General features: G+C 60.1%; 13 protein-coding genes. 6 read left to right on the top strand and 7 right to left on the bottom strand.

Annotation, left to right across the window (positions count from 1 at the left end):
- A complete protein-coding gene (locus tag VE934_RS07450) occupies positions 1 to 1,626 on the top strand; it encodes a gamma-glutamyltransferase family protein (RefSeq protein ID WP_324885925.1) in 1,626 nt (541 codons plus the stop codon).
- Positions 1,627 to 1,686: 60 nt separating this feature from the next.
- Complete coding sequence (locus VE934_RS07445) at positions 1,687 to 2,574, top strand: DMT family transporter (protein ID WP_324886216.1); 888 nt, start codon at positions 1,687 to 1,689, stop codon at positions 2,572 to 2,574.
- A 563-nt stretch (positions 2,575 to 3,137) separates the two neighbouring features.
- Here VE934_RS07445 and VE934_RS07440 read toward each other — a convergent pair.
- Together VE934_RS07440 and VE934_RS07435 are read right to left on the bottom strand one after the other, a co-directional pair.
- On the bottom strand, positions 3,138 to 4,187 hold the full coding sequence (locus tag VE934_RS07440; RefSeq protein ID WP_324885923.1) for a M48 family metalloprotease: 1,050 nt from the start codon (positions 4,185 to 4,187) through the stop codon (positions 3,138 to 3,140).
- 10 nt (positions 4,188 to 4,197) lie between these two features.
- Positions 4,198 to 4,785 carry an SH3 domain-containing protein gene (locus tag VE934_RS07435; protein ID WP_324885921.1) on the bottom strand — a complete coding sequence of 196 codons (588 nt, stop codon included), beginning with the start codon at positions 4,783 to 4,785 and terminating at the stop codon, positions 4,198 to 4,200.
- Between the two features lie 33 nt (positions 4,786 to 4,818).
- Between VE934_RS07435 and VE934_RS07430 the strand changes: the two genes are divergently transcribed.
- Entirely contained in the window at positions 4,819 to 5,613 is a 795-nt protein-coding gene (locus tag VE934_RS07430; protein WP_324885919.1) for an SDR family oxidoreductase, read from the top strand.
- 95 nt (positions 5,614 to 5,708) lie between these two features.
- On the top strand, positions 5,709 to 6,551 hold the full coding sequence (locus tag VE934_RS07425) for a PA4780 family RIO1-like protein kinase (protein ID WP_324885917.1): 843 nt from the start codon (positions 5,709 to 5,711) through the stop codon (positions 6,549 to 6,551).
- A gap of 16 nt (positions 6,552 to 6,567) precedes the next feature.
- Here the strand turns inward: VE934_RS07425 and VE934_RS07420 are convergent, their stop codons facing one another.
- On the bottom strand, positions 6,568 to 7,470 hold the full coding sequence (locus tag VE934_RS07420) for a DMT family transporter (RefSeq protein ID WP_324885915.1): 903 nt from the start codon (positions 7,468 to 7,470) through the stop codon (positions 6,568 to 6,570).
- Positions 7,471 to 7,623: 153 nt separating this feature from the next.
- Between VE934_RS07420 and VE934_RS07415 the strand changes: the two genes are divergently transcribed.
- A complete protein-coding gene (locus VE934_RS07415) occupies positions 7,624 to 8,619 on the top strand; it encodes a quinone oxidoreductase (RefSeq protein ID WP_324885913.1) in 996 nt (331 codons plus the stop codon).
- A complete protein-coding gene (locus VE934_RS07410) occupies positions 8,616 to 9,464 on the top strand; it encodes an NUDIX hydrolase (RefSeq protein ID WP_324885912.1) in 849 nt (282 codons plus the stop codon). The genes VE934_RS07415 and VE934_RS07410 overlap by 4 nt, the downstream gene beginning before the upstream one ends.
- A gap of 36 nt (positions 9,465 to 9,500) precedes the next feature.
- On the opposite strand, the gene VE934_RS07405 is transcribed toward VE934_RS07410, so the two are convergent.
- The 4 genes from VE934_RS07405 to ileS all read right to left on the bottom strand — a co-directional run bounded on the left by VE934_RS07405 (position 9,501) and on the right by ileS (position 16,050).
- Complete coding sequence (locus VE934_RS07405) at positions 9,501 to 10,730, bottom strand: multidrug effflux MFS transporter (RefSeq protein WP_324885909.1); 1,230 nt, start codon at positions 10,728 to 10,730, stop codon at positions 9,501 to 9,503.
- The gene (locus VE934_RS07400) at positions 10,727 to 12,409 is read right to left on the bottom strand and encodes a Na/Pi cotransporter family protein (protein ID WP_324885907.1); all 1,683 of its coding nucleotides are present in this window, start codon (positions 12,407 to 12,409) and stop codon (positions 10,727 to 10,729) included. Before VE934_RS07400 ends, VE934_RS07405 begins: the two co-directional genes overlap by 4 nt.
- 314 nt (positions 12,410 to 12,723) lie before the next feature.
- A complete protein-coding gene (lspA, locus tag VE934_RS07395; RefSeq protein ID WP_324885906.1) occupies positions 12,724 to 13,221 on the bottom strand; it encodes a signal peptidase II in 498 nt (165 codons plus the stop codon).
- A 9-nt stretch (positions 13,222 to 13,230) separates the two neighbouring features.
- Positions 13,231 to 16,050, bottom strand: a complete 2,820-nt coding sequence (gene ileS, locus VE934_RS07390; protein WP_324885903.1) for an isoleucine--tRNA ligase — start codon at positions 16,048 to 16,050, stop codon at positions 13,231 to 13,233.
- Between the last annotated feature and the right edge of the window lie 20 nt (positions 16,051 to 16,070).

Genomic DNA, 16,070 nt, shown 5'->3' with positions numbered 1-16,070 from the left:
ATGCCTACCAAACCAAGCTCATTCGACTACAGCAACCCCTACACATCCACCCGTTTGCCGCTGTTTGCGCGTAATGTGGTGTCCACCTCTCATCCGCTTGCGTCACAGGCAGGTCTGCGCATGTTGCTCAAGGGTGGCAACGCGGTTGATGCCGCCATCGCAGCTGCCGCGATGATGACCATTGTGGAGCCCGTCAGCAACGGTCTGGGCAGCGACGCCTTTGCATTAATTTGGGATGGCAAGGAGTTGCACGGCTTGAACGCCTCCGGACGGGCGCCGCAAGCCTGGACGCCCGAATATTTCAAGAAAAAATATGGTGCGGCCGAAACGGCTCCTCCCAAGCGGGGCATGGATTCCGTGAGTGTGCCCGGAGCAATTGCGGGTTGGGTCGCCATGAGCGAGCGTTTTGGAAAGTTGCCTTTTGCTGACCTGATGGAGCCTGCTATCGAAATTGCCGAGCGGGGTTATCTGGTGCCCACCGTTGTGCAACAAAAATGGGCGGCAGCCACTGGGGAGCTGAAATCCTTGCCCGGGTTCGCCAATGCTTTTTTGCCCTGGGGGCGTGCACCCAATGTTGGGGAGTTGTTCCAGTTCAAGGCGGCGGGCAAGGCGCTGCGCGCCATAGCCAACAGCAAAGGCTCCGCCTACTACGGCGGCGAGATTGCAGAGGCGGTTGAAAAGTTTTCAAGGCAGCACGGGGGCAGTCTCACGAGCAAGGATTTTGAAAGCTATCAACCTGAGTGGGTCAAGCCGATCGGCAAGGACTACCGCGGTTACACCTTGCATGAAATTCCACCCAATGGCCAGGGCATTGCGGCACTGATTGCGCTGGGCATTCTGGATAAGTTTGACATGGCAGCGTTGCCCGTGGATGGCGTCGATTCCCAACACCTGCAAATCGAGGCCATGAAGCTGGCCTTTGCCGACGTTTACAAATACGTCGCCGAGCCATCGTGCATGGAGGTGACGGTCGATCAAATGCTGGATGACGCTTACCTCAGTGCCCGTGCCAAACTCATCGACATGAAAAAAGCGCAGGACTTTGGCGCCGGAAACCCGGTCAAGGGTGGGACCATCTATCTGACCGCGGCCGACGAAGACGGCATGATGGTCAGCTTCATTCAGAGCAATTACATGGGTTTTGGCTCAGGCTGCGTGGAGCCGGAGTTCGGCATCAGCCTGCAGAACCGTGGCCATGCTTTCAGCCTACAGGCGGGCGCTAACCAGGTTGCGCCCGGAAAGCGACCGTTTCACACCATCATCCCGGCCTTTTTGACCAAAGACAATCAGGCAGTGATGAGTTTTGGCGTGATGGGCGCGAACATGCAGCCTCAGGGGCACATGCAGACGCTGGTGCGCATGCTGGACTACGGACAGAACCCGCAAGCTGCCTGTGACGCACCGCGCTGGCGCTACAACGCGGGCATGGAGATCAATGTGGAAGCGGCGATGAACCCGGCAGCGGTGCAGGGGCTTGCCGCACGCGGTCATCGGATGGAAGTTATCAATGACTCTTACCAGGACTTTGGGGCAGGGCAGTTCATCTGGCGCGCTGGGGATCCGAAGGTGGAAGGTTACGTGGCGGCCAGCGACCCGCGACGCGACGGGCAGGCCGCCGGCTTCTAAAGCATTTTGACCAACCATCCTCAACAAAATCATCCATCTGCCCAGGATCCACGGGCGAGTATTGCTAGCAAAAGCATAGCGAGTGGTCTTTTGCTTGCTGTGTTGGGTTCCATTGCTTTCAGCGGCAAGGCCATCATCGTCAAGCTGGCCTATCGCTACGGCGTCGATGCCGTGACGCTGATCATGTACCGCATGTTGTTTGCGCTGCCGATATTTGCGGTGATGGCCTGGTGGACGAGCCGCGGCAAGGCCGCGCTTTCCCGGAAAGACTGGCTGGGTGTTTTGTGGCTTGGCGTGACCGGCTACTACCTGGCTAGTTTTCTAGACTTTGCAGGGCTGGCCTACATCACCGCATCACTTGAACGGCTGATCCTTTATCTCAACCCGACGCTGGTGTTGCTGCTGGGCCTGGTGCTTTACCAGCGCCGCATCACCGCGCTGCAAATCATCGGTATGGCCATCAGTTATGCCGGTGTGGTGCTGGTATTTGCCCACGAAATCACCTTGCTTGGCAGCAATGCCGCGTGGGGTGCATTACTGGTGTTTTTAAGCGCCGTCAGTTACGCCCTGTACCTTGTCTATAGCGGCGAAATGGTGAAGCGCTTGAGTTCGCTGCGCTTGGTGGGTCTTGCCAGTACGGTGGCATGCCTGTGTTGCATCGTGCAATTTTTGGTGCTCCGGCCATTGGCCGCTGCCGACGTGGCGCCACAGGTGTTGTGGTTGTCTCTTCTCAATGCGACGCTGTGTACCGTAGCGCCTGTGCTGATGGTGATGATGGCGATCGAGCGGATTGGATCGAGCTTGACGGCGCAGACCGGGATGATTGGGCCGATCTCTACCATTCTGATGGGCGTGCTCATTTTGGGTGAGCCGTTTACGGTTTGGGTTGCTGCGGGTTCCGTGCTGGTGATATCAGGGATTTTTGTATTCACCCGTGCTGGCAAGTGATCTTGGCGGGTTATTGCGTCACGCTGTGGCTGATGTTTGCTTGGGACAGTAGGACTGACTCCCCACTCCCAACCCCCCGCCCTTCCCTCGCCCCGCTGGGCGATGGAAGGGAGCCCCATTTAGCCGCGTGTGCTGCCCTCGCGTGCATGAATCAAAGTACCGTGCGAGCCCTTGCGCGCCAAGCGCGCAAGGGCTTGTCATTCCGGCGAAGGCCGGAATCCATCCCCGCATCCGTATTGATCCCGACTCCGGCCCCGTCCCCCCACCCCTTCTGTATGCGCCGAGGAGCGCAGGTCAAAGCGGATCAGGGCAGGCACTTGTTTGAGCCGAAGGCGAGTTTGTGCCTGACCCCGCTTTTACCGAGCACCGCAGGTTGCCCCCGTAGCGTCAGCGAAGGGGGACGCAGGCAGCAGGGTCGCCTTTCTTTTGCTTCCTTTTCTTTGGCGACGCAAAGAAAAAGGGAGTCGCCCGCCGGGGCGAGACCCGGCTTGCATGCGAACCACAACCGGCTGAGATCGAGACGTTTTCAGGAAGCTTTGCCCGGGAGCCGACAACTCCAAGCCTCACTTCTTAACCGGCACCCGCCTCCCCGAAGCAGCAGCGCCCGCTGGCGCCTCAGCACTGCGGCTGGACGCAAGCCGCTCCATGCGCTGAGCCACAGTCATCGATGGCTGGCCCGTGAGGTTATCAAGCCGGTTGCCCATCGCTTTCTCAAGCAGGTCCAGCCGCTGCTGCGCGGGCGGATGTGTGCTCAGCGACAGCGTGAAGAGGGTATCGTCCGGCGTGACGGTGCGCAGCTGCTGCAGCACCGCGACCAATCCATAGGGATCAAAGCCGGCCCGGGCTGCCAGGGCCACACCCGTTCGGTCGGCTTCAAACTCGTCGTTCTGGTCCAGGCCGCGCGAATACAGCTCGCGCCCCACGCTTAAAAACTGGGCCGAGACTGCGCTGGCCAACTGACCTTTGACCTGCGACGCAACCACCTGGCTCAGCAAGCCGGTGCGTGCTGATTTGGCAATGGCCTGCAGGTGGTGCTTGGCTGTCACGTGGGTGATTTCGTGCGCCAAAATGCCTGCAAGTTCGGCCTCATCTGCCACTCGATCAATCAGGCCCTTGGTCACAAACACATAACCGCCGGGCGCGGCAAAGGCATTGAATCCTGGATCGTCCAGAACGACAAATGTCCACGGTAATTGCGGGCGCGAGGATTGCAGGCTGATCCATCGTCCCAGTTGATTGACGTAACGCTGCAAGGCCATGTCGGGATGGAGAGGTTTGCTTCCCAGCAACACTGCGGCGAGCTGGCGGCCAATCTCGATTTCCTTGGGCTCATCAATCTGCTCCAGCGACTGCGACAGCAAACCAATCAGGTCGCCAGCACGCGCGGCCTGATTGCCACTGTTTGGCGCCAACGTGGCGCCCATCAGGTTGCCCAACATTCCCCCGGGGGAGGCGGGTGTTGCCGGCGCTTCAGCGGGCGGCTGGCGCAGAAGGTTGCCCAGGAAGTTCAGCGCTTTTCCGGCATCCTGGCTGTACGCCGGTGCGCAACCCAGTGCAGCCGCTAATGAAAGGGATACAAGCCAGGCGAGGTGAGAGGGAGAAAATGATTGCATGGCTTGACTCCTAACGGTCCTGGCTTGAGGGTGAGGAAGGCGTGGCGTTTCGCACCGGGGCTGGTTCCGGCAATGGGTCCACCGTACGCGCCGCAAGTGAGGCGTTGCCGGCAAATTGCCGCGCCTGATCGGCATTCATGCGCATGCCGTCGGCCTGGTCGACCGCCGCAATGCTGGGCTGTGAGCGGTTCAAATCTTCCGCGCCAAGGCCTCGTATGCCGACGGTGGAAGTTGCCGTTGTTGATCCACCTTGCGCACTGCCCTTGTTGAAGAAGCTGGTGAGGCCGCGCAGTGCGCTGGCACCCGCGCCAGCTGGCGCCGCGCCGCTGGACGAGCCTATGTCAAACATGTGAACCCAGCCGGTGGCACCTTGCTCGGTTTTCACCTGCACCCAGGCGCCTTGGCGCGCGCCAGAACGTGTCAGGGGCGTGCGCTCAGCCAGGGCAACCAGGCTGCGCGAATTTTCTCCGGGGGCTTCGCGAAGCTCGGAGGGGCGCTTTAAAAGCACAGGCTCGCTTTGGGCGTGAGCCATGCTGCTTGCCAGTGTCAGGGCACAAATGCCCAGCCAGTGAACGCGTTTGATTTTGCTCAGTATCATGGCCTACCCCTCACTGTATAAAGCGGAATTATTATGGATTTAGGTATTGCAGGCAAATGGGCTCTGGTGTGTGGCGCCAGCAAGGGCCTGGGACTGGGATGTGCCCAAGCGCTGGTGCGCGAAGGTGTGCACGTGCTCATCGTGGCGCGCGGCGCTGAGGTACTGGAGGGGGCTGCTGCGCAATTGATAGCAGACACTGACCGTCCTGCCGGGACAACTGTGCAATTTGTTGCTGCAGATATCACAATAGAAGAAGGTCGGGCTGCGGTTTTTTCAGTACGCAAGGACTTCGACATTGTGGTTACCAATGCGGGTGGCCCGCCTCCGGGGGACTTCCGCGACTGGGACCGCGATGTCTGGCTCAAGGCAGTGGATGCCAACATGCTGACACCGATAGAACTGATCAAGGCGACGGTCGACGGTATGGCCGCACGCGGTTTTGGCCGCATCGTCAACATCACCTCCAGCTCGGTCAAGGCACCCATTGATATTCTGGGCCTGTCCAACGGCGCGCGCAGTGGTCTCACGGGGTTTGTTGCAGGTGTGGCGCGCACCAAGCTCGCTGCGCAGGGGGTGACCATCAACAACTTGCTGCCTGGCGCCTTTGATACGGACCGCCTGCGCGGCACCATGCAGGGTGCTGCCGTCAAAACGGGACAGCCGCTGGACGCCGTCATGGATGCCCGCCGAAAAAACATTCCGGCGCAGCGATTTGGAACGCCCCAGGAGTTTGGTGCCATCTGCGCGTTTTTGTGCAGCACACACGCGGCATACATGACCGGGCAAAACGTGCTGGCCGACGGCGGGGCGTTTCCCGGCACTTTTTAGGACAGGCGAAATACCAGGTTCCGCGAGCGACACGCTCAATCTCTCATTGAGCAGGTTTAACGCGTTTGCGCAACCCGGCGTGCAAAAATGAGCACATGAAACCACCCGCACGACTGCAATCACTGATAGAAGAAGGCCTGATCGACACTGTTGTTCGTCAGCTGATGAGCGGCAAGGAAGCCATGGTGTATGTGGTGCGCTGTGGCGAAGAAACGCGCTGCGCCAAAGTCTATAAAGAAGCCACGCACCGCAGTTTTCGTCAGGCTGTTGATTACACCGAGAACCGCAAGGTCAAGAACTCCCGGCAGGCGCGTGCCATGGCCAAGGGCACCAAATTTGGCCGGCAGGCGCAAGAGGCTGCCTGGCAAAGCGCGGAGGTTGATGCGCTTTACCGACTGGCCGCTGCGGGCGTGCGGGTGCCCAAGCCGCACAACTTTCATGACGGCGTGTTGCTGATGGAGCTGGTGACCGACGAGCATGGGGATGCGGCGCCGCGGCTTAACGATGTGGTGCTGTCGCCAGAAGACGCGCGCCGCCACCACGCGATGCTGCTCACGCAGGTGGTCCGCATGTTGTGTGCTGGCGTGGTGCATGGCGATTTGTCGGAGTTCAACATTCTGCTGGCTGAAGACGGGCCAGTGATCATTGATTTGCCCCAGGCTGTGGATGCCGCCGGCAACAACCACGCCGCCCGCATGTTGCTGCGCGATGTTGAGAACTTGCGCAACTTCTTTGGCCGCTTTGCGCCCGATTTGCTGCCCACCCACTACGGTCTTGAGATGTGGGACCTGTATCAGCGCGGTGTGCTGGATCCGGAAACAGTACTGACCGGCCGCTTTGAACGCAAGGCGGGCGCAGTGGACATGAGTGCCGTGATGCGGGAGATTGAAGATGCGCGGGCAGAAGAAGCGGCGCGGCAGGTGCGAATGGCGGGATAGGGTGAACAGGCCCTGACTAGCGCCGCGAGGAAACCACAATCCCGCCCACAATCAACGCGAACGCGACGCCGTGATACACATGCGGCAACTCACCCAGAAATGCTGCAGACAGCAGGGCAGCAAACAGCGGCGTGAGGTTGGCAAAAAAGCCCGCAATGGCAGGCCCGGCGCGCTGCACCCCCAGTCCCCAGCAACGGTAGGCCAGAATCGCCGGACCGATAGCAACATACAGAAGGGCCGCAGCCAGCGGCCATCCCCAGGTGATTTGCGCATCGGCTTTAAGCGCCCACTCGCCAGCGGCAAACATGCCGGACCAGCCCAATCCAAAGATGATCTGAGCCATTAAAAATGCAGCCCAGTCCTGGCGTATTTCGGATGGTTCTTTGGGTTGCGACAGCAGCCAGCTGTAAAACGCCCACGCCAGTGTGGCCAGCAGCACGTACAGGTCACCCACCACCAGCTCAACTTGTGCCAGCATGGCCCACTGCCCGCGCGACAACACGATCAGCACACCTGCTATCGACAGAACTGCCCCCGCTATTTGCCGACCGGTCACACGCTGGCCAAAACACAGCCAGCCTATGCCCAGCATAAAAACCGGGGTGCTGGACGCCACCAGGGTGACGTTGAGCGGGGTGGATGTCTGCAGAGCCAGATATTGCAAGGCGTTGTAAGCGCCCACACCCAACAGGCCCAGCAGCAAAAAGCGCTTCCAGTGCGGCCAAAGCGGGCTGCCCCGGCGCAGAACCCAGCCTGCCAGGGGAAGGAGAATCAGAAATGCCAAGGCCCAGCGCAGAAAATTGAGGGTGATGGGCGGCACCAGCGTATTGACCAGCCGCCCAACGACGGCATTGCCCGCCCACAACAGTGGTGGCACCAGCAAGAGCAGGGCGGTGCGAAGGTTCAGGCCGGACGACATGCACCTGACTGTAACCAGCCTTCGCCAGCGAGGCTGAAGGCAGGCTGAACACCGTCGCAGGCCCTGGGGGACCAGCATGTGAGTCAAGCACGACAAAATAATTCGTGGCAGGATGCAGGCCCGACCATCCCCAATCGCACCTGAAGGAAACACATGAGCACCATCACCTCCAAAGCCGTCCAGATCACCCAGAACGGCGGGCCCGAAGAGCTCAAGCTGGTGACCGTGAGTGTTGGAGACCCGGGCCCCGGTGAAATCCGCATCCGGCACAAGGCCATCGGGCTGAACTACATCGATGTGTATCAGCGCAGCGGCCTGTACAAGCTGCCATTGCCCTTGCAGCTGGGCATGGAGGCCGCGGGCGTGATCGAAGCGGTGGGCGAGGGCGTCACCCATCTCAAGGCCGGGGACCGCGCAGCGTACGCCAGCCAGCCACCGGGCAGCTACTGTGAAGTGCGGGTCATGCCTGCCAAGTGCGTTTGCAAGTTGCCCGACGCAATATCGTTTGAAACCGGCGCGGCCATGATGCTCAAGGGCCTGACCACGCAGTACCTCTTGAGCCGCACCCAGCCGCAGGGCGGGCTTCAGCCCGGCGATTTTGTGCTGTTCCATGCGGCAGCCGGTGGAGTCGGCCTGATCGCCTGTCAGTGGGCCAAGGCCATGGGTTTGCAGTTGATCGGCACGGCCGGTTCGGATGAAAAATGTGCACTGGCGCTGGCCAACGGTGCGGCTTTTGCCATCAATTACGCGAAAGAAGATTTTGTGGCCCGCGTGAAAGAGATCACCGGCGGTAAAGGACTGAAGGTTGTCTACGACTCCGTAGGCAAAGACACTTTCCTCAAGTCGCTGGACTGTCTGCAGCCGTTTGGACTGCTCGCCAACTTCGGCAATGCCTCGGGCAAGGTAGAGCCGCTGGACATAGGACTGCTGGCTGCCAAGGGCTCGCTGTACGTGTCGCGCCCCACACTCTTCACCCACATCGCCACCCGCGAGACCACGCAGGAAATGGCTGACGAACTGTTTGGTATGGTCAGCAGTGGCAAGGTCAACATCCGTATCGACCAGCGCTTTCCGCTGGAAGAAGTGCAAGAGGCCCATCGCTCGCTGGAAGCGCGCCAGACGACGGGCTGCACCATCTTCACCTTATGAGTGGTGGCGTGTTGAACGGGTTGGACCGACAGTGGCTGGCCGATTTGCGCGCCAGCAGTCAATTGGCGCCCAGCCGAGCACGCATGCCCTTGTTGGCCGGCGGCGTGGTCATTGGCTCTGTTGAGCCTGCAGTTGCAAGCGAAATCGCGTGTTTGCCCTTTAACCACGGTCATTCTTTGCTATCAATGCAGGAGTGCCAAGGCGCTTCTGCCGTGAGCCTTGCGGGGGAGCCCACCGCGGGTTTGCACGCCGTGGCGCTTGCGCTGCGCGAGGTGGGCTTGGCCCACGCCTGGCGCAATGAGCAACTGGCCGTGACAGGCCCGCAAGGGGAGCAGGTGGGCACGGTGGAGCGCGCTGTGGTGAGGGTGCTGGGTATTGCCACCCGGGCAGTTCACCTGATCGGTCGCGCACCGGACGGCCGGCACTGGGTGCAGCAACGGTCCTTGACCAAGCCCAACGACCCGGGCCTGTTGGACACGCTGATGGGCGGCATGATAGGCGCCGCCGACACACTGGCCGGTGCGCTGGAGCGCGAGACCTGGGAAGAGGCTGGGTTGCGGTTACACCAACTGAAAGACATTGCCCACGGTGGCCATGTTGATATCCGGTGTCCCAGTGACGACGCAGGCGGGCACGGTTACGTCGTGGAGCGTATCGATTGGTATCACTGCTCGGTTCCCGACGGATTGGAGCCTGCTAATCAGGACGGCGAGGTGGAGCGCTTTGTTCTTATGGACACCAGCGAGATGCTGGAAAGAATGCATGAAGGCCAGTTCACCCGTGAGGCGGCGTTGCTTCAAGCTGATTGGATGACTGCACCTTCCGATTCGTCATCCCGGACTTGATCCGGGATCCATGGGGCTCACGGACGGGTTGGGTACTTATTTAGAGACAGCGTCCCCAATCTCCGGCCAGCGGTGGTGCAGATACAGCCACGCCACCAAGCCCACGCCCATCATCGCCAGCGAAGACGCCGCCAATGCCACGGTAGAGTGCATGACCAGTGGCGCAATCACGCCGGCCACGATGCCGTTGGCTGCGGAGCCAACAAACGCCTGCAAAGACGACGCCATCCCGCGCCGCTCGGGGTACAGGTCCAGTACCAGCAGCGTGACCACCGGGACCATCATGGCCCAGCCAAAGGCAAACACGGCAATGGGAATCAATGCCCACAAGACATGGGCCTTGAAGAACACATTGGCCAGCAGGTTGATGATGGCAATGACGAGCATGATCACAAAACCATGGCGGATTTGCTCTTTCGGCGGAATCTTGCCGGCCATGCGCCCGCTCACCCAGGCGCCCGACATGATGCCGCTGATCGTCAACACAAAGAACCAGAAAAATTCTGTAGGCGTGAGGCCAAGGTGAGTCCCCAAAAACTCAGGCGCTGAAAGCACATACAAAAACATGCCGTTGAAGGGTACGCCACTGGCCAGCGCCAGCAGCAAGAAGCGCGCGCTCGAGCCCAGTTGCCAGTAACCCCGCATCAGATTTTTGGGATGAAAAGACTGGCGCTCACTGACATGTAGCGTCTCAGGTAGCAGCCTGTAGTTGGCGCTCCAGAGCAGTACGCCAATGCCGGTTAAAAACCAGAAGATGGCGTGCCAATCGGTATAAACAAACAGCCAGCCGCCAATGATGGGCGCAATGGCCGGCGCGACGCCAAAGTAAATCGTCACCTGGCTCATCATCTTCTGCGCCTGCGCCGGGGGAAACATGTCACGTATCACCGCGCGTGAGACCACAATGCCGGCGCCAGTAGACAGGCCTTGCAGTGCCCTGAAAAACACCAGCTGTTCAATGCTTTGCGAGAGCGCACACCCAGCCGACGCAACGGTGAACATCGCAATGCCCCACAGCACCACCGGACGGCGGCCAAAGCTGTCGGCCAGCGCGCCGTGAAACAGGTTCATGAAGGCAAACCCGAACAGGTAGGCCGACAATGTTTGCTGCATCTCGACCGGCGTTGCGCCCAGTGAGCGTGCAATGCCCGAGAACGCGGGGAGATAGGTGTCTATGGAAAAAGGCCCCAGCATGCCGAGCAGAGCCAGCAAGACGGCCAATGCCCAGCGCGGTGCGCGCCACAGTTGATCGGCGTTGGGGTTCATGGCGCGGGCTGTTCGCCCAGCGGTCCGTCCACGGCGGCCACCTGACGCAGGCGGTTGGGAGCCAATGCGCCTGCGGAATCAAGAATCGGGTAGGCGATGGAGCAGATGTGCGAGTTGATGCGTTTCAGGTCGCTGATCAGGTCAATGTGCAACGAGCTGGTTTCGATACTTTGCGTGGTGTTGTCCGTGAGGCGGCCCAGATGCGTGGTGGCATACGCGCGCTCCAGGTCGCGAAAGCGCGCTTTTTCTTCCAGCAACTTTTGTGCATCACACACGCTGCCGTTTAAAAACACGCTCATGCTCAGGCGCAGGTTGTCGACCAGGTGTTTGTGCAGCTCGCAGATTTCGGCCATGCCCGCTTCCGAGAAGCTGCGCCCGGGTTTGATTTTCTTGTCTTCGATGTCGATCAGCACGCGCTCAATGATGTCGCCGATCTGCTCCATGTTGATGGTGAAGCTGATGATGTCTGTCCAGCGCCGGCTTTCTTCTTCGCCCAGAGCCTCGCGCGAGATTTTGGTCAGGTAGTACTTGATGGCCGAATACAGCTCGTCCACCGTGTCGTCCATTTTGCGCAGGTCTTCAGCAAGCTGCAAATTGTTGTGGCGGATGACGGTCAACATGCCATTAAGCATGTTTTCGACAATGTCGGCCTGGTGCAAAGCCTCGCGGGCTGCGCAAGAGATGGCCAGTGAGGGCGTGGTCAGGGCTGAGGGGTCCAGATGGTGCGGCCGTCCGTTGCTGATGTTGCTCCGGACGGGCTTGGGTAGGAGTTTTTCAACCCAGTGCGCCACCAATTGTGTCCAGCCTATAAATAAAAGGCCCACAGCCAGGTTAAAGATCAGGTGAAACAACACCACGGCCGTTGCTGCGCCGCCCAGGTAGGGTGATGCGTGGCGCAGCCACAAGCCCAAAAACGGCGCCGCGATGGCCACCCCCAGCAACTTGAAGGCCAGGTTGCCCAGCGGCACGTGCCGCACTTCAACGGCTGATCGGGCCGTGGTCATCACGGCCAGCAAACCGCTGCCCAGGTTGGCGCCCAGCACCAGGCCCAAAGCCACATCCAGCGGCACCACATTGGACGCAGCCAGCGTGGCAGTCAGCAGCACAATGGCCAGGCTGGAATACGACACCACGGCAAGAGCAGCGCCGACGGTGATTTCAAGCAACAGGTCGCTGCTGAGTGTGGCCAGCAACGCCTTGACCGCGGCGTTGGAGGTCAGCACCTGCGTCGACTCGGTCACCAGGTTCAAGGCCAGCAACATCAGGCCCAGCCCTATCAGGATGCGGCCAAAACGGCCCACGTTGGTGGTCTGGCTGGAAACAAACAGAACCACACCCGTGAAAATGAACAGCGGGGACAGCCAGGAAAGATCAAGCGAAAAGAGCACCGCCATCAGGCTGGTGCCAATGTCGGCGCCCAGCATCACGGCAAGCGCCAGCGGCAAGGTGATGAGGCCCTGGCCTACAAAGGAGGAGACGATCAGTGCAGTGGCCGTGCTGGACTGCACCAGTGCCGTCACGCCAATACCGGAAAGTGCGGCAGTGAACCGGTTGCTGATACTGCGCGAAAGGATGTGACGCAGGTTGGCGCCAAACACGCGCAGGATGCCTGTGCGAACGAGATGGGTTCCCCAGACCAGCAGCGCGATGGCCGCCAAAAGATTCAACAAATGCTTCATAACTCAAGATCACTATAGCGCGCCTGCGCGCTTGCTCGAAGAGGGAAATTACTGCCGCAAGCCAAGGGGGAGAGGGCGATTTCAAACCAGTAGAAACCCCGACGCTTTGGGGCCTGCGGCCCCAAAGCTGCCTGAGCAGCTTTGAACAAATCGACTGAGGCGGAGCGCTTCGCAAGCCGCGGTCTGCAAGGTCTCCGGAGCTACGCGTATTGAGCGGGCGTCGGGGTCAACAACTTTCCTCTCGGGCTTTCCCAGGGGAAAAATCAGTCCTCCCAAGGGCAACGCATTACCCGAAATTAAAAGCGAGAGGGCTCTTATTTCGTTTTCCGCACCCGAAGCAGCTCGTCAAGAATCAGGCAAACCGCGCCCACGGTGATGGCGCTGTCGGCAATGTTGAAAGCCGGGAAGTGCCAATTGCCGTAGTGAAAGTCCAGAAAGTCGACGACATAGCCGTGCAACACGCGGTCAATCACGTTGCCTACAGCACCGCCCAGAATACACGCCAGTGCAAAAGAGAACAGTTTTTGACCAGGGTGCGAGCGCAGCATCCAGACAATAAAAATGGCTGCAGCGATACCGATGGCCGTGAAAAACCATCGCTGCCAGCCGGAGGCGGATGCCAGAAACGAAAAGGCAGCGCCGCTGTTGTGCACCCGCACCACGTTGAAAAAACTCGTCACGTAGGTAGCGTCTCCGAGCTTGTAATAGCCCAGGATCAGCACCTTGGTGAACTGGTCGGCAATCAGCAGGATCAGTGCCAGGCCGAGCCAGGGGAGCATGCTCGATGTTTTGGAGAAAGTGGATTTGGCCATAAGGGAGTTTTAAGCAAATTTGCGGTTTTCACCCGCACCAAACAAATTGCTGGTGCAGCGGCCGCAGATGGTTGGGTGCGCAGCGTCGTGCCCCACATCGTCCCGGTAGTGCCAGCAACGTTCACATTTGGCGGCAGAACTGGCCTCTGTCCTTACAGAAAGGGCGTCAGCAGCTACTAAATCAATAGCAGAGGTGATGAAGACAAACTTCAGGTCATCGCCCAGGCTGGTCAGCAACGCATGGTCGGCGGCGGCAACCGTCAGGGTCACCCTGGCCTGCAGCGACGAGCCGACCTTGCCGTCGGCGCGCAGGGTTTCAATATCCTTATTGGCCGTGTCGCGGAGTTCACGGACGCGCGTCCACTTGGCCAGCAGCACGGCATCAGGCTCACCAAGGTCTGCATAGGTTTCCATGAAGATGGACTCGGAGCTGCCAAACACCGTCCACGCCTCTTCAGCGGTAAAGCTCAGGAAGGGCGCCATCCAGCGCAACATGGCGTGAGTGATCTGATGCAGGGCTGTCTGCGCGCTGCGCCGCGCCAGTGAGCGGGGCGCGGTGGTGTAGAGCCTGTCTTTCAGGATGTCGAGGTAAAACGAGCCCAGGTCTTCGCTGCAATAGATCTGCAACTTGGAGACCACCGGGTGAAACTCATACACCTCGTAGTGCGCCAGGATGTCAGCCTGCAACTGTGCCGCGCGACTCAACGCATAGCGGTCTATCTCCAGCATCTGGTCCAGCGGCACCGCATCCTTGACGGCGTCAAAGTCGCTGACATTGGCCAGCAAAAAGCGCAGCGTGTTGCGGATGCGGCGGTAGGCGTCCACCACGCGGGCCAGAATTTTGTCGTCAATGCCCAGGTCGCCCGAGTAGTCGATTGACGCGCACCACAGGCGAATGATCTCGGCGCCAAGCTTGCTGGACACTTCTTGCGGCACCACGGTGTTGCCTTCACTCTTGCTCATCTTCCGGCCTTTGCCGTCCACGGTGAAGCCGTGGGTCAGCAGGCCCTTGTAGGGCGCATGGTCGTACATGGCGCAGGCTGTGAGCAGAGACGAGTGAAACCAGCCGCGGTGCTGGTCATGTCCTTCCAGGTACAGGTCTGCCGGCCAGGTGGACTGGGCCGCGTGGCTGTGCCTGAGCACGTGGTCGTGCGTGGTGCCCGAGTCAAACCACACGTCCAGGATGTCGGTGCTCTTGATGTAGTCGGGTGCATCGTTACCAATGATGGATTCGGCGCTCGCCTTGCTCCACGCTTCGATACCACCGGCCTCAACCATGCTGGCTGCCTGGTCCATGATCTCCATGGTGCGCGGGTGCAGCTCGCCGGTGGCGGTGTGAATGAAAAACGGCAGGGGCACGCCCCAGTTGCGCTGGCGGCTGATGCACCAGTCGGGCCGGCCTGCGATCATGTCGCGCAGACGGGTCTTGCCGTTTTCTGGGTAGAAGCTGGTTTCTTCAATGGCGGCGAGAGCCAGCTTGCGCAGGGTTTGCGGCGCCTTGTCTTTGGTAAAAACGCCAACGCCCTCGTCCATGCGCACAAACCACTGGGCTGCGGCGCGGTAGATCACGGGTGTCTTGTGACGCCAGCAGTGCGGGTAGCTGTGCGTGATGTTTTCCGTGCCAAAAAGGCTGCCAGCATCGCGCAGGGCTTCAATCACCAGCGGCGCAGCTTTCCAGATGTTCAACCCGCCGAAGAGCGGCAGCTCATCCACATAGCGGCCACTGCCCTGCACCGGGTTGAGGATGTCGTCCGTGGCAATGCCGTTGGCAACGCAGGAGTTAAAATCTTCCACGCCATACGCTGGGGAAGAGTGCACGATACCCGTGCCGTCGTCAGCAGTCGCGTAGTCGGCCAGAAACACGGGGCTCAGGCGCTGGTAGCCGGCATGCACGTCGTACAGCGGGTGCATGAATTTAAGCAGCGCCAGATTTTTGCCCGGCGCGGTAGCCAGCACCGTGCCGCTGAGTTGGTAGCGCTCCAGGCATTTCTCGACAAGCACCGATGCCAGCAGCAAGATGCCGCGCTCGGTGTCGACCAGCGCGTACTCCAGCTCTGGGTTCAGGTTCAGCGCCTGGTTGGCCGGGATGGTCCATGCGGTGGTGGTCCAGATGACGGCGTAGGCGTCTTTGGCCAGACTGGGCACGCCAAAGGCAGCGGCCAGTTTATCCGGCTCAGCGCATTTAAAGCCCACGTCCAGCGTTTGTGATTTCTTGTCGGCGTATTCGATCTCGAACTCGGCCAGCGAAGAGCCGCAGTCAAAACACCAGTACACCGGCTTGAGGCCACGGTAGACAAAACCGCGCTCCATGATGCGTTTGAGCGCGCGGATTTCATTGGCTTCGTTGCCGAAGTCCATGGTCCGGTAGGGATTGTCCCATTCACCGAGAACGCCCAGGCGTTTGAAGTCGGCCATCTGCCCGGCGATTTGTTCGGTGGCGAAGGCTCGGCTTTTCGCCTGCACTTCATCACGGGGGAGATTTCTCCCGTGTAATTTCTCAATCGCGTTTTCGATGGGCAGGCCATGGCAGTCCCAACCCGGAACGTAGATCGCGTCCAGGCCCTTGAGCTGGCGCGCCTTGACGATCATGTCCTTGAGCACCTTGTTGACGGCGTGCCCGATGTGGATTTGCCCGTTGGCATAAGGCGGGCCGTCGTGCAGCACAAACTTTGGCTTGCCGGCGCGCACGTCGCGCAGCTTTTTGTAGATACCTTTGTCGTCCCACTCTTTGGCCCAACCCGCTTCGCGCTTGGGCAAGTCGCCGCGCATGGGGAAGGGTGTGTCGGGCAGGTTCAGGGTGCTGCGGTAATCGGTTTTGTTGTCAGACATGGAAAAACTTTTGTTGAGGC

The sequence above is a fragment of the Polaromonas sp. genome (genome assembly GCF_035638815.1).
In the GTDB taxonomy this organism is placed as follows: domain Bacteria; phylum Pseudomonadota; class Gammaproteobacteria; order Burkholderiales; family Burkholderiaceae_C; genus Polaromonas.
Note: the sequence above shows the minus strand (reverse complement) of the source record. Positions and strands in the feature narration are given on the sequence as shown.